Annotated in this window: 21 protein-coding genes; 8 read left to right on the top strand and 13 right to left on the bottom strand. The window is 70.2% G+C overall.

The window, feature by feature from the left end:
* Positions 1-6: 6 nt before the first annotated feature.
* On the bottom strand, positions 7-2,067 hold the full coding sequence (locus DFP74_RS09290; RefSeq protein WP_121181318.1) for an SPFH domain-containing protein: 2,061 nt from the start codon (positions 2,065-2,067) through the stop codon (positions 7-9).
* A 162-nt stretch (positions 2,068-2,229) separates the two neighbouring features.
* Positions 2,230-2,871, bottom strand: a complete 642-nt coding sequence (locus tag DFP74_RS09285) for an OB-fold-containig protein (protein ID WP_121181317.1) — start codon at positions 2,869-2,871, stop codon at positions 2,230-2,232.
* 320 nt (positions 2,872-3,191) lie between these two features.
* On the opposite strand from DFP74_RS09285, the gene DFP74_RS09280 reads away from it, so the two are divergent.
* From DFP74_RS09280 to DFP74_RS09260, 5 genes are all read left to right on the top strand, one after another.
* Positions 3,192-3,617 (top strand): YciI family protein, encoded by a 426-nt coding sequence (locus DFP74_RS09280; RefSeq protein ID WP_121181316.1) that lies wholly within the window; start codon positions 3,192-3,194, stop codon positions 3,615-3,617.
* A 49-nt stretch (positions 3,618-3,666) separates the two neighbouring features.
* On the top strand, positions 3,667-4,923 hold the full coding sequence (locus tag DFP74_RS09275; protein WP_121181315.1) for an RNA polymerase sigma factor: 1,257 nt from the start codon (positions 3,667-3,669) through the stop codon (positions 4,921-4,923).
* 74 nt (positions 4,924-4,997) lie between these two features.
* Positions 4,998-5,261 (top strand): type II toxin-antitoxin system Phd/YefM family antitoxin, encoded by a 264-nt coding sequence (locus DFP74_RS09270; RefSeq protein WP_121181314.1) that lies wholly within the window; start codon positions 4,998-5,000, stop codon positions 5,259-5,261.
* A complete protein-coding gene (locus DFP74_RS09265) occupies positions 5,254-5,655 on the top strand; it encodes a type II toxin-antitoxin system VapC family toxin (protein ID WP_199725570.1) in 402 nt (133 codons plus the stop codon). Before DFP74_RS09270 ends, DFP74_RS09265 begins: the two co-directional genes overlap by 8 nt.
* Positions 5,656-5,749: 94 nt before the next feature.
* The gene (locus DFP74_RS09260) at positions 5,750-6,733 is read left to right on the top strand and encodes an NAD-dependent epimerase/dehydratase family protein (RefSeq protein ID WP_121181312.1); all 984 of its coding nucleotides are present in this window, start codon (positions 5,750-5,752) and stop codon (positions 6,731-6,733) included.
* Between the two features lie 59 nt (positions 6,734-6,792).
* Here DFP74_RS09260 and DFP74_RS09255 read toward each other — a convergent pair whose 3' ends face one another.
* Both DFP74_RS09255 and DFP74_RS09250 read right to left on the bottom strand, forming a co-directional pair.
* Complete coding sequence (locus DFP74_RS09255) at positions 6,793-6,978, bottom strand: DUF397 domain-containing protein (protein WP_121181311.1); 186 nt, start codon at positions 6,976-6,978, stop codon at positions 6,793-6,795.
* Positions 6,979-7,016: 38 nt separating this feature from the next.
* Positions 7,017-7,850: a helix-turn-helix transcriptional regulator gene (locus tag DFP74_RS09250; protein WP_121181310.1), complete on the bottom strand. Its 834-nt coding sequence runs from the start codon at positions 7,848-7,850 to the stop codon at positions 7,017-7,019.
* Between the two features lie 693 nt (positions 7,851-8,543).
* Between DFP74_RS09250 and DFP74_RS09240 the strand changes: the two genes are divergently transcribed.
* Both DFP74_RS09240 and DFP74_RS09235 read left to right on the top strand, forming a co-directional pair.
* Positions 8,544-8,822: a hypothetical protein gene (locus tag DFP74_RS09240; RefSeq protein ID WP_233570892.1), complete on the top strand. Its 279-nt coding sequence runs from the start codon at positions 8,544-8,546 to the stop codon at positions 8,820-8,822.
* On the top strand, positions 8,819-9,175 hold the full coding sequence (locus DFP74_RS09235) for a hypothetical protein (RefSeq protein WP_147453847.1): 357 nt from the start codon (positions 8,819-8,821) through the stop codon (positions 9,173-9,175). Before DFP74_RS09240 ends, DFP74_RS09235 begins: the two co-directional genes overlap by 4 nt.
* 28 nt (positions 9,176-9,203) lie before the next feature.
* Here the strand turns inward: DFP74_RS09235 and DFP74_RS09230 are convergent, their stop codons facing one another.
* From DFP74_RS09230 to dnaK, 6 genes are all read right to left on the bottom strand, one after another.
* Positions 9,204-9,800, bottom strand: coding sequence for a Uma2 family endonuclease (locus tag DFP74_RS09230; RefSeq protein ID WP_121181307.1), 597 nt, complete (start codon positions 9,798-9,800; stop codon positions 9,204-9,206).
* A gap of 148 nt (positions 9,801-9,948) precedes the next feature.
* On the bottom strand, positions 9,949-12,564 hold the full coding sequence (gene clpB / locus DFP74_RS09225) for an ATP-dependent chaperone ClpB (RefSeq protein ID WP_121181306.1): 2,616 nt from the start codon (positions 12,562-12,564) through the stop codon (positions 9,949-9,951).
* 84 nt (positions 12,565-12,648) lie between these two features.
* Complete coding sequence (locus tag DFP74_RS09220; RefSeq protein WP_121181305.1) at positions 12,649-13,149, bottom strand: heat shock protein transcriptional repressor HspR; 501 nt, start codon at positions 13,147-13,149, stop codon at positions 12,649-12,651.
* Positions 13,146-14,303 (bottom strand): molecular chaperone DnaJ, encoded by a 1,158-nt coding sequence (gene dnaJ / locus DFP74_RS09215; RefSeq protein ID WP_121181304.1) that lies wholly within the window; start codon positions 14,301-14,303, stop codon positions 13,146-13,148. The genes DFP74_RS09220 and dnaJ overlap by 4 nt, the downstream gene beginning before the upstream one ends.
* Before the next feature lie 171 nt (positions 14,304-14,474).
* Positions 14,475-15,224, bottom strand: coding sequence for a nucleotide exchange factor GrpE (grpE, locus tag DFP74_RS09210; protein ID WP_121181303.1), 750 nt, complete (start codon positions 15,222-15,224; stop codon positions 14,475-14,477).
* A gap of 43 nt (positions 15,225-15,267) precedes the next feature.
* A complete protein-coding gene (gene dnaK / locus DFP74_RS09205) occupies positions 15,268-17,115 on the bottom strand; it encodes a molecular chaperone DnaK (RefSeq protein ID WP_121181302.1) in 1,848 nt (615 codons plus the stop codon).
* Positions 17,116-17,595: 480 nt separating this feature from the next.
* Here dnaK and DFP74_RS09200 point away from each other — a divergent pair, with 480 nt between their 5' ends.
* Positions 17,596-19,806: a (Fe-S)-binding protein gene (locus tag DFP74_RS09200; RefSeq protein WP_199725568.1), complete on the top strand. Its 2,211-nt coding sequence runs from the start codon at positions 17,596-17,598 to the stop codon at positions 19,804-19,806.
* Positions 19,807-19,898: 92 nt separating this feature from the next.
* Here DFP74_RS09200 and DFP74_RS09195 read toward each other — a convergent pair whose 3' ends face one another.
* The 3 genes from DFP74_RS09195 to sigJ form a co-directional block, all read right to left on the bottom strand.
* Positions 19,899-20,267: a hypothetical protein gene (locus DFP74_RS09195; RefSeq protein WP_121181301.1), complete on the bottom strand. Its 369-nt coding sequence runs from the start codon at positions 20,265-20,267 to the stop codon at positions 19,899-19,901.
* Positions 20,268-20,431: 164 nt separating this feature from the next.
* On the bottom strand, positions 20,432-21,016 hold the full coding sequence (locus tag DFP74_RS09190) for a peroxiredoxin-like family protein (RefSeq protein ID WP_121181300.1): 585 nt from the start codon (positions 21,014-21,016) through the stop codon (positions 20,432-20,434).
* Positions 21,013-22,089 carry an RNA polymerase sigma factor SigJ gene (gene sigJ / locus DFP74_RS09185; RefSeq protein ID WP_121181299.1) on the bottom strand — a complete coding sequence of 359 codons (1,077 nt, stop codon included), beginning with the start codon at positions 22,087-22,089 and terminating at the stop codon, positions 21,013-21,015. The genes DFP74_RS09190 and sigJ overlap by 4 nt, the downstream gene beginning before the upstream one ends.
* Between the last annotated feature and the right edge of the window lie 170 nt (positions 22,090-22,259).

Here is a 22,259-nt window from a genome sequence, read left to right as displayed (position 1 = left end):
ACTACCTCACTGCTTGGCGGGGGCGATGGCGGTCACGGGGAGCTGGTCCAGGCCCAGGGAGCGGGCCGTGGAGAGCAGCGAGTCCAGCTTGCCGCTGTCGGAGCCGCCCGCGGCGATCAGCTTGAGCAGCAGAGCGGAGACCGTGAGGTTCTTGATGTCCTCGGTGTCGGTCTCGGCCAGGATCCGCTTGATGTCCTCGGTGAAGTTGCCGCCGTTGCCGTTGGAACCACCGCTGAGCCAGTTGCCGCCCAGGGACTGGACGGTGTCGGAGTTGCCGACGAAGCCGTCGATGGCCTTGCCCATGCCGATGGAGTTGACCATGCGGTCGAAGAAGGCGCCGTCGCCGCCGACGATGCTGATGTCGGCGCTCTCCAGTCCGGCGGCCATCGCGGTGGCCTGGGCCTCGGCGACCTGGCGGTGCACGTCGATGCCGGCCAGGCGCACCTCCTTCTCGGCGTCCAGACGCAGGCGGTACTCCTCGTGCTCACGGCTGACCTGGTCCAGGGCGGCCATGGCGGTCGCCTTGTCGGTGAGGCCGGCGGCCTCGGCGCGCAGCTTCTGCTCGATGCCCTCGGCTTCGGCGGCGGCCTTCTCGCGGGAGACGACGGCTTCGGCGCGGCCGACCTTCTCCAGGGCCTCCGCGTCCTGCTGGCGGACCTGCACCTCGGCCAGGCCCGCGGCGGCGGCCTCGGCCTGCTGGCCCTCGGCCAGGCGGATCTTGGCGCGGGTGTCGAGCTCGGCGGCCTGCTGGCGGGCCTCGGCGAGGGTCAGTTCCTCGGCGGCGCGGTGCTTGGCCGCGGCCTCGGCCGCCTCGGCGGCCTTGATGTCCTTGACCAGGTTCTCCTGGGCCTCGGCCTCGGCCTGGATGATGATGGCCTGGCGGGTGCGCTCGGCCTCCTCGACGGCGCGCAGCCGCTTGATCGCCTCTTCCTGCTCGGCGACGGTGCGGTCGACGGCGATGCGCTCGCGGACGACGTCGGCGACCTCGCGCTTTTGGCCCTCGACCTCCTTGTCCTTGGCGATGCTGCTCAGCTCGGTTTCGCGCTCGCGGCCGATGACCTCGAGCATGCGGTCCTTCTCGATGCGCTCGGTCTCGATGGCGATGACGCGCTCGCGGTTCTTCTCCGCGACCGCGATCTCACGCTGCTGGTTCTGGTGCTGGACGCCCAGGGCCTCGTTGGTGCGCAGGTTGGCGGTCTCGGCCTTGAGGCGCTCCTCGGCCTGCACGCGCGCGGTCTCGGACTCCTCGCGGGCGCGGATGATCTCGATCTCGCGCTTGGCCTTGGCGGTGGCCTCCTCGCGGCGCTTCTCCAGCTCGGCGAGGGTCTCGGCGGTCTCGGTGTTCTGCCGGTCGAGTTCCTTCTTGCGGTCGTTCTCGAACTCGTTGGTGCGCTTGTGCTCGATCGCCGTGCGCTCGGTGATCTTGCTGATGCCCTGCGCGTCGAGGATGTTGTTCGAGTCGTGCTGGTGCAGCGGGGTCTGCTCCAGCTCGTCGATGGCCACGTCCTCGAGGCTGTAGCCGTTGAGGTCGGTGCCGATCAGGGAGACGATCGCGTGGCGGAACTGCTCGCGCTGGGTGAACAGCTCTTCGAAGTCGAACTGCTTGCCGACGGTCTTCAGCGCCTCGGAGAACTTGGAGTTGAAGAGCTCCTGGAGGGTCTCCCGGTCGCTGGCGCGCTCGGTGCCGATGGACTTGGCGACCTTCTTGACGTCCTCGGCGGTCTCGTTGACGCGGACGTAGAAGTACACGCGGATGTCCGCGCGGATGTTGTCCTTGCAGGTCAGGCCCTCGCGGCCGCTGCGCTCAAGGGTGAGGGTCTTGAGCGAGATGTCCATGACCTCGGCCTTGTGCAGGACCGGGAGGACGACGGCGCCCGTGAAGGTGACATGGACGTCGCGGGTCTTGGAGATGATCAGGGCCTTGCCCTGCTCGACCTTCTTGAAGAGCTTCGTGATCATCATGATCAGCGCGACGAGGACGAGGAGGCCGATGGCGATGGCGACTCCGACGGTGAGGAAGGCGGCGTTCGCGGCCTCCTGCCCGTCGGTGGTTGCACTCAGGAACACGTGGGGTCGCTTTCTGGGAGTGGACGTGCGGGCGCGGGGATCGAGCACCGGGGACGTGGCGGCGGGGGTGCCGCTTCGGGCTCGTCGGGGGGTGAGACGCGGTCGGCCGCGGAACGGTTCCCGGACGGGAGGCGCTCCCATGGGCGGGGGCGTCGCCCCCGGTCAGCTCTGGCCGGGGTCCAGGGCCGCGTCGAAGTGGGTCACCAGGAAGACGTCGTCCTCCGCCTGGTGGTCGAAGATCAGGGCGGTGCTGCCCAGGGGGAGGACCTCGCCGCCGGTGGTGCGCACGGGGATGGTGATGGCGGCGCCGCCGGAGGTGGTGATCTCGGCCTGGCCGAAGCGCTCACCGGCCTCGCCGATCCGGATCACGCAGGTGCGGCCCACGAGTTCGTGCTTGGAGTCGCCGCCGCGGCGGGGCAGGAAGCGGGCGACGGTCATCACCAGGCCGCTGGTGACCGCCCAGGCGGCGACGAGCGCGATGAGCAGCACGACGGCGCCGAGGGCCAGCAGCAGGGGGGTGGAGGTGGTGTTGAGGAGACTGGTCATGATGCCTCCCATCATGCTCACGAACCAGGCGACGCAGACCAGCATCGAGAGCGCGACGGTGACGGGCACCTGGCCCAGGCGGGCCCGGTCCATGGCCGCGCTGAGCCCGGTGGCGGCGCCGTCGCCGTCCACGGCGTCCAGGAGTTCGCTGTCGGCCGCGCCGACGAGCACGAGGACCCAGTAGGCCGCGACCACGATCAGCAGGGGCGTGAACAGGACGGTGGGGAACCCGAAGGCCGTGCTCAGGAACAGCTCCACCCGTGTTCTCCTCCGTACCGTGGTCCACGCCGTCGTCGGCGAACCGCTCGGGAACTCTACCGAACGTCCCAGTTCAGCACGCTCGCGGGCGGTCCGGTTGACCGCTTGTGGCCAGGTGCGCGCGTGGAGAACGCGGTCGGCCAGGCCGTCCTGGAGCGGGCCGAGGGTCCGTGCGGAGTCGCGGATGGACGGCCCGGGAGACGGCCCGGAGAAAACTCTCGAAGAAAAGTCCGGGAGGGTGTCGATCCGCGCGGGGCCCGTTCGACGTGTGGATGAGAGCGGGGGAGAACAGCCCCCCCACACCACGAAGGGCGAACACCATGCGCTACCTCATGTCGATCATGTCCACCCCCGAGTCCGAGGCCGCCGACTACGAGGTGGGACCCGAGGTCTACGAGGCGATGGCCAAGTACAACGAGGACCTGGTCAAGGCGGGTGTCCTGCTGACCGGCGAGGGGCTCGCCCCCACGGCCCAGGGCGCCGAGGTCGTCTTCCGCAACGGCGAGGTGACCGTCACCGACGGCCCCTTCACCGAGGCCAAGGAGTTCATCGCCGGGTACTGGGTCATCCAGGTGTCCTCGCACGAGGAGGCCGTGGAGTGGGCCAAGCGCGTCCCCCACCCGCCGGCGGGCGACGACACCGAGATGAAGCTCCAGCTGCGCCGGATCGGTGAGCTGGAGGACATGGAGCAGATGCCCGAGGACCTCAAGGAGCGCGAGCGCGAGCTGCGTGAGCAGGGGTACTAGACCCCGGCGAGGCTTGCGGTGAGGTGGCTCACGGTGCTGTGATGGCCCCGTGAGCCACTCGGACGCGACACGCGCGGTGGAGGCGGTCTGGCGCATCGAGTCGGCCCGCCTCATCGGCGCGCTCAGCCGCATGGTCGGCGACGTCGGCCTGGCGGAGGAGTTCGCCCAGGACGCCCTCGTCAGTGCCCTGGAGAAATGGCCGGCGGAGGGCGTGCCCGCCAAGCCCGGCGCCTGGCTGACGACCGTCGCCAAGCGCCGCATCCTCGACCGCTGGCGCCGCGACGAGCGGTTCCAGGACCGGATGGCCGAGCTGGGCCGCGAGATCGGCGACCACGACGGCCAGGCCGAGTTCGACGCGGTCCTGGAGGAGGACTACGGCGACGACCTGCTGCGATTGATGTTCGTGTGCTGCCACCCCGTGCTCGCCACCCAGGCACGGGTCGCGCTCACCCTGCGCATGCTCGGCGGCCTGACCACCGACGAGATCGCGCGCGCCTTCCTGGTGCCCGAGCCCACCGTGGCGCAGCGCATCGTCCGCGCCAAGCGCACCCTGGCCGCGAAGAAGGTGCCCTTCGAGGTGCCGGTCGGGCAGGACCGCGACGCACGGGTCGGCTCCGTCCTGGAGGTCGTCTACCTCGTCTTCAACGAGGGCTACGTCGCCACCTCCGGCGCCGAGTGGTACCGCCCCCAGCTCACCGACGAGGCGATGCGCCTGGGCCGGGTGCTGTGCGACCTGATGCCCAAGGACCACGAGGTGCACGGGCTGCTCGCCCTCATGGAGCTCATCGCCTCCCGCTTCCGGGCCCGCGTGGGCCCCGACGGCGAGCCCGTCCCGCTGGACAAGCAGAACCGCGGCCGCTGGGACCGGCTGCTGATCACCCGGGGGATCCGCGCCCTGGCCCGGTCCGTCCCCGACGACCCGGGGCAGCCGCGCGGCCCCTACTCGCTCCAGGCCGGGATCGCCGCCCAGCACGCCGTCGCGCCCACGGCCGCGGACACCGACTGGTCGGCGATCGCCGTCCTGTACGAGGAACTGGTCCGGACGACGCGCAACCCGGTGGCCGAGCTGAACCGCGCCGTGGCGGTGTCGATGGCCCTGGGTCCCGAGCCGGCGCTGGGCATCGTCGATCGTCTGGGCGAGGTCGCGGCGATGGCCGGCTACCCCATGCTGCCCGCGGTCCGGGGCGACCTGCTGGCCCGCCTCGGCCGTGCGGAGGAGGCCCGCGCGGAGTTCGAGCGGGCCGCGGAGCTCACCCGCAACGAGAGCGAGCGCACACTGCTGCTGGGGCGCGCTCGCGCCCTCTGACCAGCGCTCGCCCGCGGGCCCTCGGTCGGACCAGGGATGTAGCACGGTGGGACACGGCTGGCTACAATCGGCGTATGAAGACCATCACGCAACGCGAGTTCCGCAACAACGCGGCGTCCGTCATGGATCAGGTCGAGGCGGGTGAGACCTTCCACGTCACACGAAACGGGGTGGAGGTCGCCCAGGTCAGTCCGCTCGCGCGGCGGAGGCGGCTCACCGCGCACGAGCTCGTGGCGCGTCATCGCGGGCTTCCCCGTGTCGACTACGGCGAGATGCGGGCGGAAGCCACTGACTTCTTCGGTGATGAGGACAGGATCGGAGACGACGACCTTGCCTGAGGCCGAGTTCGGCGTCCTCGACACCTGTACCTACATCGATCTCGGAACACTCGATCCCAACAGGCTTCCACGCTTTCCGGAGATCACCTCGGTGACGATGGCCGAGCTCCATCAGGGTGTCGCGATGGCGAAGGATCCCGTGAGCCGAGCGGCGCGCACCGAGAAACTCCAGGCGGCGGCCGTGGACTTCGCTCCCCTGCCGTTCGACGGAGAAGCGGCTTCCCGGTACGGGACGCTCGTCGCTCTGACGGTGGCGGCGGACCGAAGTCCCAAGCCCAGGCGGCTGGACCTGATGATCGCCGCGATCGCCTCCGTGAAGGGGATCCCGCTCTACACGCGGAACGCGGACGACTTCGTCGGCCTGGACAGCGTGGTCCGGGTCGTCGCGGTGTGAGCGGTCGGCCGAGACGGCCCGCACGGCTCAGGCTGATTCTGCTGAGAGCAGGCGGGCCTGGCGTGTGCCGCGATGAGAAGCCAGACTGCGGCACATGAGAATTCTGATGCTGGGCGGAACCGAGTTCGTCGGACGGGCCGCGGCCGAGGAGGCGCTGGGCCGGGGCTGGGACGTCACCGTCTTCCACCGGGGCAGCCGCCCGGCCCCCGAGGGGACGACCGCGCTCCACGGCGACCGCACAGCCGAGGGCGGGCTGTCGGCCCTGGAGAGCGGGGAGTGGGACGCCGTCGTCGACACCTGGTCGGGCGCGCCCGCGGCGGTCCTGCGCGCCGCCCGCCTGCTGTCCGGGCGCGTGGGACACTACGCCTACGTGTCCAGCCGGTCCGTGTACGCCTTCCCTGCGGCAGCCGGACTGGACGAGGACGGGCCGCTGGTGGCCGGTGACCCCGAGGCGGAGGCGACCGACTACGCGAGTGACAAGCGCGGGGGCGAGCTGGCGGCGGAGTCGGTCTTCGGAGACCGGGCGCTACACGTGCGTGCGGGGCTCATCCTCGGGCCCCACGAGAACATCGGGCGCCTGCCCTGGTGGCTGAACCGGATCGCCGAGGGCGGTCCCGTCCTGGCTCCGGGCCCGCGCGACCTGCCGATCCAGTACGTCGACGCCCGCGACCTGGCGGTGTGGACGCTGGACGCGGTCGAGCGCGGCCTCGGCGGCCCCTACAACCTGGTGAGCCAGCCCGGCCACGCGACCATGGGCGGGCTCCTCCAGGCGTGCGTCCGGGCCACGGGCTCCGACGCCGACCTGCGCTGGACCGACCCCGACACCGTGCTGGCCGCGGGCATCGAACCGTGGTCGGACCTGCCGGTCTGGCTGCCGCCGGGCGAGCTGTACGACACCCTGCACCAGGGCGATGTCTCCCGAGCGGTCGCCGCCGGTCTGTGCTGCCGCCCGGTCGCCGAGACCGTCGCGGACACCTGGGCGTGGATGCGCTCCCTGGACGGCCCCGTACCCCAGCGCCCGGACCGGCCCCGCGTCGGCCTGGACCGCGCGGTCGAGGACGCCGTCCTGCGCGCCTGAGCCCGGCCGGAGACGCGACGATGCCCCGCCCAGCGGGGCGGGGCATCAGTGCCGACGGGTCAGTGGTTCCGTAGTGCGCCGAGCAGCGCCGACCACTCGTCGCGGGGGAAGTCCAGATGGCCCCGGTCCCTGTTCTGGCTGTCGCGGACGGCGGTCGTACCCGGCACGTCGGCCACCTCGACGCAGTTGTTGCTGGTCGCCGCGCTGTAGCTGGACTTGCGCCATGAAGCGCTCGCGGGGTCCATGGTCGTGGTGCCTCTATTCGGGTCGACTACTCAGAAGTTCACTGGGTGAGTGCCTCCATGAACCGGACCGAGTCCTCGACGGACATCGCCGTTGCTTGGAGGCGGTCGAACACCAGCGTATAACGCGCGATTTTCTCGGCTTCCTCCACGTACAGGCCGTCTTGGTCGGTCTCGATGTAGGTGACCGCGTCGCTTCCCCCGAAGCGGAAGGTCAGGAACTGGAAGCCGTTGGCAGCATGGGCGCCGACGTCGAACGGCAGTACTTGGATGTCGATGGTCGGTCGATCGCTCAACTCGACCAGGTGAGCGATCTGGGCTCGCATGACCTCGACTCCGCCGACTTGGCGTCGCAGCACGGCCTCGTCGAGGATGACCCACATGTGCGGTGGAGTGGCGCGCTCCAGCACGGAGCGCTGACGCTCGGCGCGCACCTTCAGTCGAGTCTGCATCTCGTCAGGTGCCAGATTGACGCCGAGAGAGCGTTCCATGAGCGCCTGCGTGTAGTGCGCGGTCTGGAACAATCCGGGGACCAGTAGCGCGCTGAACTCCTCGATGCGTTCCGCCTCGGCCTCCAAACTGATGAACGGCCCTGCGAAGACGTCGGAGTACCGGTACCACCAGGACACCTTCTTGGTATCCCGCGCGATCTGTGCGAGGGCACGCGCCTCCTCGTCCCCCGCCTTGTAGAGCGCTGCCAGCGCGATCACGTCAGCGGCGTTGAGGCGCTTGAAGTGCCGCTGCTCCAGTCGGTTCATCTTGCCGCGGTCCCAACCCATCGCGGCGGCTACTTCATCTTGGGTCAGCCCCGCCTCGATGCGGAGCTGCTTGAGCCGGTTGACCAAGTAGCGGCGACGTACGGGGATCTCGGGCATCGGGTCGTCCTCGCTGGTTGAGGGGCTCGGCGTGTGGCGATCATAGCGAGCCCCGATTGAACTTCGCATCGGTTCAGATAACGGACCTCTTTTCTTGCTACCGTTGCATTTTCGTGGGTTCGCGGTCAAGCTGGGCTTACCTTGCAGCCGCCGGACCCCATCCGGCTCTGAACCTGGAGGTTGTGCTGTGCGCTACCTGCGTTCTGTGGACCTGGAGGCCGTGCGCGCTGCGGCCGCGTGGTCCTTCCATCTGACCCGGGCCCCCGAACCCGCCAACCCCCTCGCTGTTCGGGAGAGGACGACCGAACCGTCGGAGTCGGTCGTCCTCTCCTTCCCGGACGCTCCGGCACGTCCCCCGGCCGTTGACGGAGGGGAGCGGCGGCCGTTGGCTCCGGTGGTCTCCCTGTCCGAGTACTACCGGCACCAGATCCGTAACCGGGGGCCGCTGCGTACGGCGGCGTTCCGGTCCTGTTCGTGTGAGTGGGTCGAGCGTCCTGTGCCGCATCGGCCCAAGCACGCCAGGTGCGCGGCGGAGTCGGTGCGGCCTCGTCGCCGACGCGGGGCCCGAGTGCGGGCCTATGTCTCCCACCCGGGCGGGGACCTGGCTCCGCTGGCGTTGGCGGTGCGGAACTGGATGTCGGTGGTCGGGGCTTCGGGCCCGGACGGCGGTCACGGGCTGAGTGAGGTGGCCTGATGAAGCGCACGATCTGCGATATCCGCGAACTCCCGTCCCTGGCCGCGTTGAAGGCCTGGGCGCGCCAGAAGCACGTGAGGGTCGAGTACCTGGGGCGGTCGCTGCGCGACGAACCCGTCTACGGTGCGCGCTGCGGTGTGGTGACCAGGGTGGCGCGGGGCAGGCGGGAGGGCCCGAGCCGTGTGGTGTGGGCGTGGGAGTCCCCGTTGGAGCGGCTCTCGCACGGCGACCTAGGGGAGTGGGGCAACCACCTCAACCGCAAGGGGTGCAGGCCATGACCGCAGACGCGCTACCCGAAGACCCCTGCCCGCGCTGGTGCGAGGCCGACCACGGCATCGACACCGAACGCCTGCGCCACCTGCGCCTGGTCCGCGACCGGGGCGAGGAAGGGGTGAGCGTGTGGCTCACGCGGTCGGACAGCTGGGCCGGAAAGCGCGGCCTGGGCCTGGTGGAGGTGACCGTGTGGGGCCGCCGGGGCGGCTACACGCGCACCTCGCTGGAACCGTCGATGGCCCGGCTGCTGTCTTCCCTCGCGGAGCGGTGCGGGCACACCGAACTGTCCACGGCCCTGGGCGAGGCGGCCGAACTCCTGGACGGTGCTTGCCCGGGCGCGGCCACGGCCTCCGCGTGACCGGGCACCCCGCGCGTGGCCGGACGCGTCAGTGGCCGTAACGCTTGAGGCCGTCGGTGTTCAACGTGACCCCCACCCCGGGAATCTCGACCGAGTGCCCGTACCCGAGCTTGGCGATGTTGCGGTACCGGCTGCCCGTGGGCTCGCTGTGGACGGTGACAGTGTCGTCGTCGCGGTCGATGAGGAGATAAGTGCCGATGTCGCAGGCGGCGTAGGCCCGCGCCTTCTCGACCCGGTCACGGGAGTTGGTGTCGGAGTCCCACGACGTGACTTCGACGACCGCCAGGACCCCCCGGGGATCGGCCCATTCACCCTGCCCGGCGAAGTGGCCGACAGGTGCGAGGATGCCGTCCGGGCGTGCACGTCCCTTGCGACAGGAGCCCACCTTCAGGCCCTGGCCGGTGACGTTCAGGTCCAGGTCCGCCCGTTGGGCCATGACCTGGCGCGTCAACCACATGAGAATCGCGTTGTGATCGCTGTCGGGCACGGTCCGGATCTCCATCTTGCCGTTGAGGTATTCGAGGGTGACATCCTCGCGGGCAGCGGCCTGGGCGATGATCTCGAACTGTTCGACGCTCAGCTTCTCGGCAGGGGATCTCGGCGAGTGGTGTTCGAGCACGGTCATGGTGTGCGGCCCCTTCTGCTGTGGATACAGGACCCAAGGCGCATCGCGGACTCCTGGAACCGGGTACTGGGAGAGCCTCATCTGATTCCTGATATCCGTGCAGAAGAGGGGCCGCCCTCCGAGGCGGCCCCTCATCCGATGGCGGGCGTCAGAGCTCCGGCTCGACGGCCTTCTTCGGGGTCACGCGGAGCTTGTCGATCGCGTCGTCGACGTCCACCACCACGGTGTCACCGTCGGTCAGCGCGCCCGACAGCATCTCCCGGGCGAGCGGATCACCGATCGCGGACTGCACCAGGCGCCGCAGCGGGCGGGCCCCGTAGCTCGGGTCGTAGCCGGTCAGCGCCAGCCACTCGCGGGCCCCGGCGGTGACCTCCAGGCGGAGCTGGCGGTCGGCCAGGCGCCGCACCAGCTTGTCGACCTGCAGGTCCACGATCCGCGTGAGGTCCTCGGTGGACAGCGCGTCGAACATGATCACGTCGTCCAGCCGGTTGAGGAACTCCGGCTTGAAGGTCGAGCGCACCACGTCCATGACGCGGTCGCGGCGCACCGACTCCTCCAGCGACTGGTCGACCAGGAACGGCGATCCGAGGTTGGAGGTGAGGATGAGGATGGTGTTGCGGAAGTCCACCTGCCGGCCCTGCCCGTCGGTCAGCCGACCGTCGTCCAGCACCTGGAGCAGGGTGTCGAACACCTCCAGGTGGGCCTTCTCCACCTCGTCCAGCAGCACCACCGTGTACGGACGGCGGCGCACCGCCTCGGTGAGCTGGCCGCCCTCCTCGTACCCCACGTACCCGGGAGGCGCGCCCACCAGGCGCGACACCGTGTGCTTCTCGGAGTACTCGCTCATGTCGATGCGCACGATGGCGCGCTCGTCGTCGAAGAGCAGCTCCGCCAGCGCCTTGGCCAGCTCCGTCTTGCCCACGCCCGTGGGCCCCAGGAACAGGAACGAACCCGTCGGCCGGTCGGGGTCGGAGATCCCCGCGCGGGCCCGGCGCACCGCGTCGGACACCGCGGCCACGGCCTGCTTCTGGCCGATGAGGCGGCGGCCCAGCTCCTCCTCCATGCGCAGCAGCTTGGAGGTCTCGCCCTCCATCAGCCGCCCCACGGGGATGCCGGTCCAGGCCGAGACCACGTCGGCGACCTCGTCCGCGCCGACCTCGTCCTTGACCATCGTGTCGCCGGAGCCCTCGGACGCGGCGTGCTCCTCCGCCTGGGAGGCCTCCTCGATCTGCTTCTCCAGCGCCGGGATCTCCCCGTACATCAGCCGGGAGGCCGCGTCGAAGTCGCCCTCGCGCTGGGCCAGCTCGGCGCGGGTGCGCAGGTCGTCCAACTGCCCCTTGAGCTCACCGACCCGGTTGAGGCCGGCCTTCTCCTGCTCCCACCGGGCCACGAGCGCGTTGAGCTGCTCCTGCCGGTCGGCCAGGTCGGCGCGCAGCCGGTCCAGCCGCTGCCGGCTGGCCGGGTCCGACTCCTTGTCGAGCGCCATCTCCTCCATCTTCAGGCGGTCGACGGCGCGCTGGAGCTCGTCGATCACGACCGGGCTGGAGTCGATCTCCATGCGCAGCCGCGACGCCGCCTCGTCGATGAGGTCGATGGCCTTGTCCGGCAGGAAGCGCGCGGTGATGTAGCGGTCGGACAGGGTCGCCGCCGCCACCAGGGCGGCGTCGTTGATCTGGACCTTGTGGTGCGCCTCGTAGCGCCCCTTGAGCCCGCGCAGGATGGCGATGGTGTCGGCGGAGGACGGCTCGCCCACCATGACCTGCTGGAAGCGGCGCTCCAGCGCGGGGTCCTTCTCGATCTTCTCCCGGTACTCGTCCAGGGTGGTCGCGCCGACCATGCGCAGCTCGCCGCGCGCCAGCATGGGCTTGAGCATGTTGCCCGCGTCCATCGCGCCCTCGGCGGCGCCGGCCCCCACCATGGTGTGCAGCTCGTCGATGAACGTGATGACCTGGCCCTCGGACTCCTTGATCTCCGAGAGCACCGCCTTGAGCCGTTCCTCGAACTCGCCCCGGTACTTGGCGCCCGCCACCATCGCGGACAGGTCCAGGCTCACCAGGCGCTTGCCGACGAGCGACTGCGGCACGTCCCCCGCCACGATGCGCTGGGCCAGGCCCTCCACGACGGCCGTCTTGCCCACACCCGGCTCGCCGATGAGCACCGGGTTGTTCTTGGTGCGGCGGCTCAGGACCTGGATGACGCGGCGGATCTCCCCGTCGCGGCCGATCACGGGGTCCACCTTGCCCTCGCGGGCGCGCTCGGTGAGGTCCACGCCGTACTTCTCCAGCGACTGGTAGGTGTCCTCGGGGTTCTCCGAGGTCACCTTCCCCGTGCCGCGCACGCGCTCGAAGCCCTCCAGCAGCGCGTCCGGTGTCGCCCCTGCGGCGGTCAGCAGACGCGCAGCCTCACCGCCGTCCGCGGCCAGGCCCACGAGCAGGTGCTCGGTGGAGACGTACTCGTCCTCCAACCGCTGCGCGCGCTGGGCGGCGGTGTTGATCGACACGATGAGCTGCCGGGAGGAACTGGGCGAGCTGACCGTGGAGCCGGCGGCCCTGGGCAGGTCCGCGATCGCGGCGTCGACCCTGTCCCTCAGCTCGTCGGGGCTCGCGCCGACCTCCTTGAGCAGGGGGCGGGTGACGCCCTCGGGCTGCTCCAGGAGCGCGGCCAGCAGGTGCAGGGGCTCGACCTGCGGGCTGCCGTCCGTGGTCGCGCGGCGGATGGCCACCGACAGAGCCTCCTGGCTCTTCTTGGTGAGCTTGTAGTTCATCTCGGTGACTCCTTTCACAAGTAGTGTCACGCAGAGTGATGATCGATGGCCGGTCGTGTCCCTCGTGTCCGCGCGGGAGCCCCGTCAGCCCTGGTTCTCGGTCCCGTCACCGGTCGCGGGGCCCTCGGTGGCGGGGCGGTTCTGCCCGGCGCGCCGGGCGTCCTCGTCGGGCGGCTCGGCGGTGTTGAAGATCGTGACGCGTGTGCGGCGGACCAGCTCGCCGCGGACGGCCCCGCCGGAGTCGGCCGGACGACCGCGCCGCGCCACCGCACGCCGCGCGGCCTCCAGCTCGTTGGCCAGGTGGAACACCTGCTCGCGCAGCTGCTCCACCTCGTGCTCCAGCTCCAGGATGCGTTTGATCCCGGCGAGGTTGATGCCTTCCTCCTGCGACAGCCGCTGTACCTCGCGCAGCGTCTGTACGTCCCGCATGGAGTACCGGCGGCCCCGGCCGGAGGCGCGGCCGGGTGAGACGATCCCCAGTCGGTCGTACTGACGCAGTGTCTGCGGATGCATCCCGGCCAGCTCGGCGGCCACCGAGATCACGTAGACCGGGGCGTCAGCGCCGAAGGAGTTCACGTCGATCACGCACCCTTCGCCCGCGCTTCGAGCCCGTCGCGCGGGTCGTAGTCGGACGTCGCGGCACGGAACTTCTCCAGCGCCTCACGAGCGTCGCCGTTCAGAGTCTTCGGCACCGTGACCTCGACCGTGACCAGCATGTCGCCCAGGGTGCCGTCCTTGCGGGTGGCTCCCTTGCCGCGCACCCGCAGCTTGTGCCCGTTCTGCGTCCCCTGCGGGATCTTCACCGTCACCGGGAAACCGTTGAGGGTGGGGATCCGCACCTCCGAGCCGAGTGCGGCCTCGGGGAAGGTCACGGGCACGGTGATGGTGATGTTGTCGCCGCTGCGGCCGAACACCTGGTGTCCCTTCACGTGGACGACGACGTAGAGGTCTCCGGCCGGGCCCCCGTGCTCGCCCGGAGCGCCCTTGCCCTTGATCCTGATGCGCTGCCCGTCGGACACGCCGCCGGGGATGCGGGTCTGGATGGTGCGGGTGCTCTTGCCGCGACCGCTGCCGTGGCAGGTGGCGCAGGGGTCGTCGACGACCAGGCCGCGGCCCTTGCACTCGCTGCACGGCTCGGACAGCGAGAAGCCGCCCAGGTTGGTGTTCTCATGCCCGGTGCCGGTGCACTTGGGGCACATTCTCGGGGCGGTGCCCGCCTTGGCGCCCGTGCCCTTGCAGGTGGCACACGGTGCGTCGCTGGCCAGCTGGAAGGAGCGCGTGACCCCCTCCGCGGCCTCGCGGAAGCTCAGTGTCGTCTCGGTCTCGACGTCGGCGCCGCGCCGGCTGCGGGTGGCGCCGCCACCGCGTCCGCGCCCGCCGAACAGTCCGCCGAAGATGTCGCCGAGGCGCTCACCGCCGGACGCGCCCCCCGGGCCCTGCCCGAACAGGTCGCCCATGTCGAACCCGCCGGGACCGGCACCGCCGCCCGGCCGGTAGGCCCCGCCGAACAGCGACCGCGCCTCGTCGTACTCCTTGCGCCGCTTCTCGTCCGACAGGACGTTGTAGGCCTCGGAGATCTCCTTGAAGCGGTCCTCGGCCTTGGGGTCCTCGGTGTTGGCGTCGGGGTGGCTCTCCCGGGCCAGCTTCCGGTAGGACTGCTTGATCTCGTCCTTCGAGGCGGTCTTTGAGACTCCGAGGACCTTGTAGTAGTCCTTCTCCAGGTAGTCCTTGGTGCTCATCGACTGGTGCCTTCTCCCCGCTGGTGCCGGTTGCGTCCGATGCTTCCACGTGTCCCCGGGCCGTCGGAGGCCGGGGTCGCCCTCCGGCCGCGGCCACCGCGGGAGCGGCGGCCGCGGCCGGGCGGTGCGTGCCTCCCGGTGTCGCCCGCGGGCGACACCGGGACGCGGCCCCTACTTGTCGCTGCCCGACCCGTCGCCCTCGGAGGAGTCGTCGGCGTCGGCGCCGGCCGGTTCGGCGGTGTCCGCTGCCGCCTCGTCGCCGCCCTCCAGCGGATCCCCCACGACCACGCGGGCCGGGCGCAGGATCCGCTCCCCGATGCGGTACCCGGGCTGGAACACCTCGATCACCGTCTGCGCGGTGATGCCGGGAACCGGGACCAGGGTGAGCGCCTCGTGGAGGTTCGGGTCGAACTCGTCGTCCTTCTCGCCGTACTTCTCCAGCCCCAGCTTGGTGACCAGGGCCTCCAGCGATTCCCCGACCGCCTTGAACCCGCCGTTGAGCTCGTCGTGCTCACGGGCGCGGCCGACGTCGTCCAGGATCGGCAGCAGGTCGCCGACCACCTGGGCCGTGGCCATCTCGCGGACCGCCACGCGGTCGCGCTCGACACGCTTGCGGTAGTTGGCGTACTCCGCCTGCACCCGCTTGATGTCGTTGGTGAGCTCGACGACCCGCTCGTCCGCGTTGACGGCGTCCACCACCGACTCGGGCGTGTCCGGGACCTCGGAGACGTCCACCTCCTCGGCCTCCACCTCCTCGGTCTCCACGGCCTCGGCCTCCACCGCCTCCTCGGCGGTCTCGCCCTGCGGTTCGCGGACCTCACCGGTCTCCGGGTCGATCCGGCGGTTGTCGCGGATCACCGGTCCCTGGTGCTCCTCACCGTCACCGGTGCCGGAGTTGTTCGTCTTGTCCGACGGCGCCATGTCCGACGCTTCCTCCTTCCTCGTCACCCTGCGGACAACGGCCTCAGGACTGCTTGCCGTTGTCCTCGTCGACGATCTCGGCGTCCACGACGTCGGCGTCGTCGGCCTGGGCGCCCTCGGCACCCGGGGCCGCCTCACCCTCGGCGCCGCCCTGCTGGCCCTGGCTGTAGATCGCGGAACCGATCTTCTGGCTGGCCAGCGCGACCTTCTCGCTCGCGGTGCGGATGGCCTCGACGTCGGTACCCTCGAGCGCCGTCTTGAGCTCGGCGAGGGCGGCCTCGGTCTCGGTGCGCGCCTCGGCCGGGATCTTGTCCTCGTTGTCCTTGATGACCTTCTCGGTCTGGTAGACGAGGGACTCGGCGTTGTTGCGGACCTCGGCCTCCTCGCGGCGCTTGCGGTCCTCCTCGGCGTACTGCTCGGCGTCGCGGACCATCTTGTCGATGTCGTCCTTGGACATCGCCGACCCGCCGGAGATGGTGACGGACTGCTCCTTGCCGGTGCCCAGGTCCTTCGCGGTGACGCTGACGATGCCGTTGGCGTCGATGTCGAAGGCGACCTCGATCTGCGGGACGCCGCGCGGCGCCGGGGGCAGACCGGTGAGGTCGAAGACGCCCAGCTTCTTGTTGTACTGGGCGATGTCGCGCTCACCCTGGTACACCTGGATCTGCACGGACGGCTGGTTGTCGTCGGCCGTGGTGAAGATCTCCGAGCGCTTGGTCGGGATGGTCGTGTTCCGCTCGATGAGCTTGGTGAACACGCCGCCCTTGGTCTCGATGCCCAGCGAGAGCGGGGTGACGTCCAGCAGCAGGACGTCCTTGACCTCGCCCTTGAGCACACCGGCCTGGAGCGCGGCGCCGATGGCCACGACCTCGTCCGGGTTGACGCCCTTGTTGGGGTCCTTGCCGCCGGTCATCTCCTTGACCAGGTCGGCGATGGCGGGCATACGGGTCGAGCCGCCGACCATGACCACGTGGTCGATCTGGTCGAGGCTGATCCCGGCGTCCTTCATGACCTGCTGGAACGGCGTCTTGGTCCGCTCGACCAGGTCCGAGGTCAGGCGCTGGAACTCGGCGCGGGTGAGCTTCTCGTCCATGTGCAGCGGGCCCTCGGCCGAGGCCGTGATGTAGGGCAGGTTGATGCCCGACTCGCTGGAGCTGGACAGCTCGATCTTGGTCTTCTCCGCGGCCTCGCGCAGGCGCTGGAGGGCCATCTTGTCCTTGGACAGGTCCACGCCGTTGGCGTTCTTGAAGCGCTCGACGAGCCAGTCGACGATCGCCTGGTCCCAGTCGTCACCGCCCAGGTGGTTGTCGCCGTTGGTCGCCTTGACCTCCACGACGCCGTCACCGACCTCCAGGAGGGAGACGTCGAAGGTGCCGCCACCGAGGTCGTAGACCAGGATGGTGGCCTCGTCCTCCTTCTCCAGGTGGTAGGCCAGCGCGGCCGAGGTCGGCTCGTTGATGATGCGCAGGACGTTCAGGCCCGCGATCGTGCCGGCCTCCTTGGTGGCCTGGCGCTGGGAGTCGCTGAAGTACGCCGGCACGGTGATGACCGCGTCGGTGACGTCCTCGCCCAGGTAGGCCTCGGCGTCGCGCTTGAGCTTCTGCAGCACGAAGGCGCTGATCTGCTGGGAGTTGAAGTCCTTCTCGTCGATCTTGACCGACCAGTCCGTGCCGACGTGGCGCTTGACCGAGCGGATGGTCCTGTCGACGTTGGTGACGGCCTGGCGCTTGGCCACCTCGCCTACCAGGACCTCACCGTTCTTGGCGAAGGCCACGACGGACGGGGTGGTGCGGGCGCCCTCGGCGTTGGCGATGACCGTGGGCTCGCCGCCTTCCAGGACCGCGACACACGAGTTCGTCGTACCGAGGTCGATTCCGACCGCACGTGCCATGGGTGCTACCTCCGTCAAAGTTGAGTCGTTCGGGCACAAGTTTGCTTCGCCCGGTGGGAGCTGTCAAGTCAGTTGAGTGGACCAGACTCAAGTTAGTTCCTACGCCCTGACAACGGACGGCCGGGCGGGGATGTTCCCGGCCTGCGGGTCCGCCACCAGGAACATGGGAGAACCCAGGGGGATCCTTGACTCGAAGACCAGGGACGCCTCAGGGGCGGGTCAGGGTGCCCCGACCGGTGGCATCACCGATGCCCGCGTGCGTCGTTCGGCCCCGGGAGTCCGCTACACATAGGTGTGTGGGGTGTGTTCGGAGTCAACTCGGGTCCACCCGCGTGATTTCGTTGCGATGGTGCTGGCTAGCGTTGATGCCCGCGTACGCGGTGGCCGATGGCGGCCGCGCCATTACTCGCTAGTAACATATGTCTCGACCGCCGGTGTGTGGCGCACCGGACGACGAAGCAGGATGGGAGGCCACGGACGATGCTGTACCTGACACTGGGCATCATCACCTCGGTCTTCGCCGTGGTCGCGTTCACCATGTTCGGTCTGGCCCTTCGCCAGATCGTGCGGACAGTGGGCATCGGCCGTCCGGTGGAGCCGGAACGCAAGGGGCCCTTCGGCCAGCGGCTCACGATGACGCTCATCGAGATCATCGGGCACGGCCGGATGCTCAAGCGCCCGTGGATCGGTGTGGCCCACTGGTTCGTGATGGTGTCGTTCCCGCTGCTGGTCTTCACCGTCATCGAGGCCCAGGGCGAGGTCTTCGACCCGCACTTCCACCTGCCGATCATCTACGACTGGACGATCTACGGCCTGGCCATCGAGTTCATCGCGGGCACCAGCCTCGTCGGCATCCTCGGTCTGACCGCCTACCGGGTGCTCAGCAGCCCGAAGCGCCTGGGCCGCGCCTCGCGCTTCATGCACTCCAAGCACTGGACCGCGTACTACGTCGAGGCCTACATCATCGGCCTGCTGATCGCGATCTTCGCGATCCGCGGCTTCAAGGCCGCGATGGACGACTTCCCGTTCCCGGTCTGGGCCACCCCGATCTCGCACGCCGTCGGTTCGTTCCTGCCGGGCGAGGCGGCCGTCGCCGAACCCGCGATCGCCTGGATCGCCGCCTTCAAGCTGGTCATCAGCTACATGTTCTTCATGGTGCTGGCGGGCAAGCTCACCATGGGCATCGGCTGGCACCGCTTCATCGCGCCGGTCAACATCTACTTCAAGCGCAAGGCCGACGGCTCCCCGTCCAACGGCGCCGCCAAGCAGATGATGGACAAGAGCGGCACCAAGCCGCTCGACTTCGAGGAGGCCGACCCGGACGAGGACCCGTTCGGCGCCGGCAAGATCGAGGACTTCACCTGGAAGGGCCTGCTCGACTTCAGCAGCTGCACCGAGTGCGGCCGCTGCCAGTCGCAGTGCCCCGCCTGGAACACCGGCAAGCCGCTCTCGCCGAAGAAGGTCATCCTCGACCTGCAGCGGCACGCCTACGAGAAGGCTCCGTACCTGCTCAAGGGCATCACCGAGGAGACCCTCGCCGAGAAGCCCGACGAGAGCCACGCGGGCGTCGACGTCCTCGCCCTCCTCAACAAGCCGCTGGTCGGCACCGAGGAAGAGGGCGGTGTCATCCACCCGGACGAGCTGTGGGCCTGCACCAACTGCGGTGCGTGCGTCGAGCAGTGCCCGGTCGACATCGAGCACATCGACCACATCCTCGACATGCGCCGCTACCAGGTCATGGTCGAGTCCAACTTCCCGTCCGAGGCCAACACCCTCCTCAAGAACCTCGAGAACAAGGCCAACCCGTGGGGCATGGCCGAGGACAAGAGGATGGACTGGATCCAGGAGCTCGCCGAGCAGGAGAACCCGGTCGAGGTCGAGGTCGTCGACGACAAGCTCTCGCCCGAGACCGAGTACCTGTTCTGGGTCGGCTGCGCCGGCGCCCTGGAGGACCGCGCCAAGAAGACCACGAAGGCCATCGCGGAGCTGCTGGACATCGCGGGCGTGAAGTTCGCCGTCCTGGGCGGCATGGAGGCCTGCACCGGTGACCCCGCGCGTCGCCTGGGCATGGAGTACGTCTTCCAGATGCTCGCCCAGCAGAACGTGGAGACCCTCAACGAGGCCGGCGTCACCAAGATCGTGGCCAGCTGCCCGCACTGCTTCAACACCCTCGCCAACGAGTACCCGCAGCTCGGCGGCACCTACGAGGTCGTCCACCACAGCCAGCTCCTGGCCAAGCTGGTGGAGGAGGGCAAGCTGATCCCGGTCGAGAACATCGACGAGAACATCACCTACCACGACCCGTGCTTCCTGGGCCGCCACAACAAGGTGTACACGCCGCCGCGCGACATCATGGCCAAGGTCCCCGGCGTCAAGACGCAGGAGATGCACCGCCACAAGGAGCGGGGCTTCTGCTGCGGCGCCGGCGGCGCGCGCATGTGGATGGAGGAGCGCATCGGCAAGCGCATCAACACCGAGCGGGTGGACGAGGCGCTGACCACCAACCCGGACACGGTGTCCACCGCGTGCCCGTTCTGCCAGGTCATGCTCGGCGACGCGATCAACGAGAAGAAGTCGCAGGGCGAGGCCAAGGAGTCGCTGGAGGTCGTGGACGTCTCCCAGCTGCTGCTGCGCTCGGTCAAGGGTGAGAACCCGGCCGCGGGCGAGGCGAAGGAGAAGGCCGAGGCCTGATCCGCCAGGCGGGGGCCGGACCGAAGCTTCGGTCCGGCCCCCGCCGTGTGTCCCGGGGCGGCCGCTGCCGTGCGCTTCCGTGCGCTGCCGGCCTAGGACCCGTTCTCGCGCCGGGCCTCGTCGACCAGCCGTTCGGACTGGCGCAGCCCGGCCACGCACCACATCATGAGCACGGTCAGCAGGAGCACGTAGTACAGCGTGCGCCCGCCCCACTCCTCGGTCAGCGCCGCGTGCACCAGGACGGCGGCCAGCAGCGCCGCGATGATCCCCGTGGCGGCACGGCCCACGTTCCGGGTGCGCAGGTGCAGGCCCAGGTGTGCGCGGCGGGCCTCCCGCTCCCCGATCTCACCGCGCGCCAGCCGCGTGGAGAACTCGGAGTGCGCCTTGGACGCCAGGCGGGTGACGAGGAAGAGGCCCACGCCCGTGGCCACACCGACGAGCGTGATGATCAGATCGAACACGTCGGCCTCCCAGGGAGAGGGGCGGTCTCCCTGGGGCCGGGGGCGGCCCCGGGGAGGCGGGCGGGCGCGGACGGTGGGTGCACGGCGGAGGCCTCCCCGGTCGGCGGACGGTCGGTCGGTGGCTTCCAGGGATACAGGATGGCCGTTCCGTGCGCCAGGTCCGCTCAGGTGCGCGCGTGGCGCGCCAGCTCCAGGAGTTCGTCCACCGACCACTGGTCGGCCGCGTGCGCGCCGTACTTGAGCGCCCGGATCCGGCCCTCCGGTCCGATGAGGAAGTCCCCCGGCAGACCGATGGGGTCGTCCCCGTCGGGGGACCCGGTGAGCCGCGCCCCGTTGCGCACACCCTTCAGGTACGCCGACCAGCTGCTCGGCCGCAGTGGCGAGGTGAACGCCCGGGGGTGCAGCAGCGCCCGGACGCTCCGCCCGACGCCGAACGCCGAGTACACCTCCCGCAGGGGGTCGGCCACGGCGTCGAAGGGCAGGTCCCCCTGGTAGGGGAGCATGTCCCGCACGGCCGAGTGGAAGAGCACGACCTCGCGGACCCCGGCCGCGCGGATCTCGTCGTGGCGGGCGGCCACGGACCGCAGGTGGAGGTTGCAGACGGGGCAGCCGGCGAACCGGCGGAACTGGAGGTGGACCAGGCGGTCGGGGTCCGGCAGCGGTACCGTCCCGCCGCGGATGGTGGTCAGCTCGCGCGGGTCGACGCTCGCGCCCACGGTGAACCGGGCGGAGTCGGGTGTCGTGGTCACGGTCGGCTCCCGGGCTGCTCGGATTCGGACGGGTCGTACTCGTCGGGTCGGTCCGGGCGAGCGGGGGCCCCGCCCGGTTCGGCGTCGCGGACGTGGGCGAGCTTGTCGGGGTTGGCGACGGTGTAGACCGCCTGGATACGGTCGCCCTCCGGTGTCAGTTCCAGGGCCATGACCCCGAAGAGCCTCCCGCCGCGTGTGAGGACGGCGGACGGGGTGCCGTTGATCCCGCGGTAGTGCGCCTCGAAGCGGTCCGCGGCGCGCTCCGTGCCGGGGCGGGCGACCCCGATGAGGAAGCGCGCGACCTTGTCGCCGCCGTGCAGAAGGCGGCGGCTGGCCCTGGGCACCTTGCCGCCGCCGTCGTTCCACATGGTGACGTCGGGGGCCAGCAGTTCCAACAGCGTGGCCAGGTCGCCGTCGGTCGTGGCGGCGACGAACCGCTCGGTGACCCGCCGCTGGACCCGCGGGTCGCTCCGGTACCGGGGACGCCGGGCGCGCACGTGCCGTCGTGCCCGGTGGCCGAGCTGGCGTACGGCGGCGGGGGTGCGGCCGAGCATGGCGGCGATCTCCGTGTGGGCGTAGCCGAACACCTCGTGCAGGACGAACACCGCCCGCTCCAAGGGGGAGAGCGACTCCAGCACCACGAGCAGGGCGACGGAGACCGACTCCGCCCTGAGCGTCGGCTGTGCGGCGTCCTCCTCGGTGACCAGGGGCTCGGGCAGCCAGGGGCCGAGGTAGGCCTCCTTGCGGCGGCGGATCGCCTCCTGGCGGGCCAGGGCCTGGTTGACCGCGACCCGGACGAGGTAGCCGCGCGGGTTGTCGATGGGGCGGGCGTCGCCGTCCCGGACGCGGGCGGCCCAGGACAGCCAGGCCTCCTGGAGGACGTCCTCGGTGTCGGTGACGGTGCCGAGCATGCCGTAGACGATCGAGAAGAGCAGCTCCCGGTGCTCGACGTAGACCGCGGTGGCCTCGTCGTCGTCGGCGGCGGAGGCCTCGGTGATCGCTGCGGTGGCCGGTCCGGCGGGGTGTTCCTCGCCGGGTGGCCGCGGTTCGGTTGCGGTCGCGGGGTCGGACATCGGCGACCTCCTTTCTGCGTTCACCACTGAGAGGCTCCCCGCGCCCGGAACGTGACATGGGACCGCCCGGCCGTGCCCGGCCATGACATTTGTCAGCGGCCGGACCGGGACACGCGTCGGCCCAGCCGGTGACAGCGGCGTCTGTCGGCGCGGAGCCGGTTCCGGGAACC

Source organism: Nocardiopsis sp. Huas11 (genome assembly GCF_003634495.1).
Lineage (GTDB): Bacteria > Actinomycetota > Actinomycetes > Streptosporangiales > Streptosporangiaceae > Nocardiopsis.
Note: the sequence above shows the minus strand (reverse complement) of the source record. Positions and strands in the feature narration are given on the sequence as shown.

Bases quoted from the DNA above. Each gene is read 5' to 3' on its own strand.
- sigJ (WP_121181299.1), bottom strand. From the start codon at position 22,089: ATGTCCGACCCCGCGACCGCAACCGAACCGCGGCCACCCGGCGAGGAA.
- DFP74_RS09280 (WP_121181316.1), top strand. From the start codon at position 3,192: ATGCGCTACCTCATGTCGATCATGTCCACCCCCGAGTCCGAGGCCGCC.
- dnaK (WP_121181302.1), bottom strand. From the start codon at position 17,115: ATGGCACGTGCGGTCGGAATCGACCTCGGTACGACGAACTCGTGTGTC.
- DFP74_RS09270 (WP_121181314.1), top strand. From the start codon at position 4,998: ATGAAGACCATCACGCAACGCGAGTTCCGCAACAACGCGGCGTCCGTC.
- DFP74_RS09240 (WP_233570892.1), top strand. From the start codon at position 8,544: ATGAAGCGCACGATCTGCGATATCCGCGAACTCCCGTCCCTGGCCGCG.
- dnaJ (WP_121181304.1), bottom strand. From the start codon at position 14,303: ATGAGCACCAAGGACTACCTGGAGAAGGACTACTACAAGGTCCTCGGA.
- DFP74_RS09250 (WP_121181310.1), bottom strand. From the start codon at position 7,850: ATGCCCGAGATCCCCGTACGTCGCCGCTACTTGGTCAACCGGCTCAAG.
- grpE (WP_121181303.1), bottom strand. From the start codon at position 15,224: ATGGCGCCGTCGGACAAGACGAACAACTCCGGCACCGGTGACGGTGAG.
- DFP74_RS09260 (WP_121181312.1), top strand. From the start codon at position 5,750: ATGAGAATTCTGATGCTGGGCGGAACCGAGTTCGTCGGACGGGCCGCG.
- DFP74_RS09230 (WP_121181307.1), bottom strand. From the start codon at position 9,800: ATGACCGTGCTCGAACACCACTCGCCGAGATCCCCTGCCGAGAAGCTG.
- DFP74_RS09200 (WP_199725568.1), top strand. From the start codon at position 17,596: ATGCTGTACCTGACACTGGGCATCATCACCTCGGTCTTCGCCGTGGTC.
- DFP74_RS09235 (WP_147453847.1), top strand. From the start codon at position 8,819: ATGACCGCAGACGCGCTACCCGAAGACCCCTGCCCGCGCTGGTGCGAG.
- clpB (WP_121181306.1), bottom strand. From the start codon at position 12,564: ATGAACTACAAGCTCACCAAGAAGAGCCAGGAGGCTCTGTCGGTGGCC.
- DFP74_RS09255 (WP_121181311.1), bottom strand. From the start codon at position 6,978: ATGGACCCCGCGAGCGCTTCATGGCGCAAGTCCAGCTACAGCGCGGCG.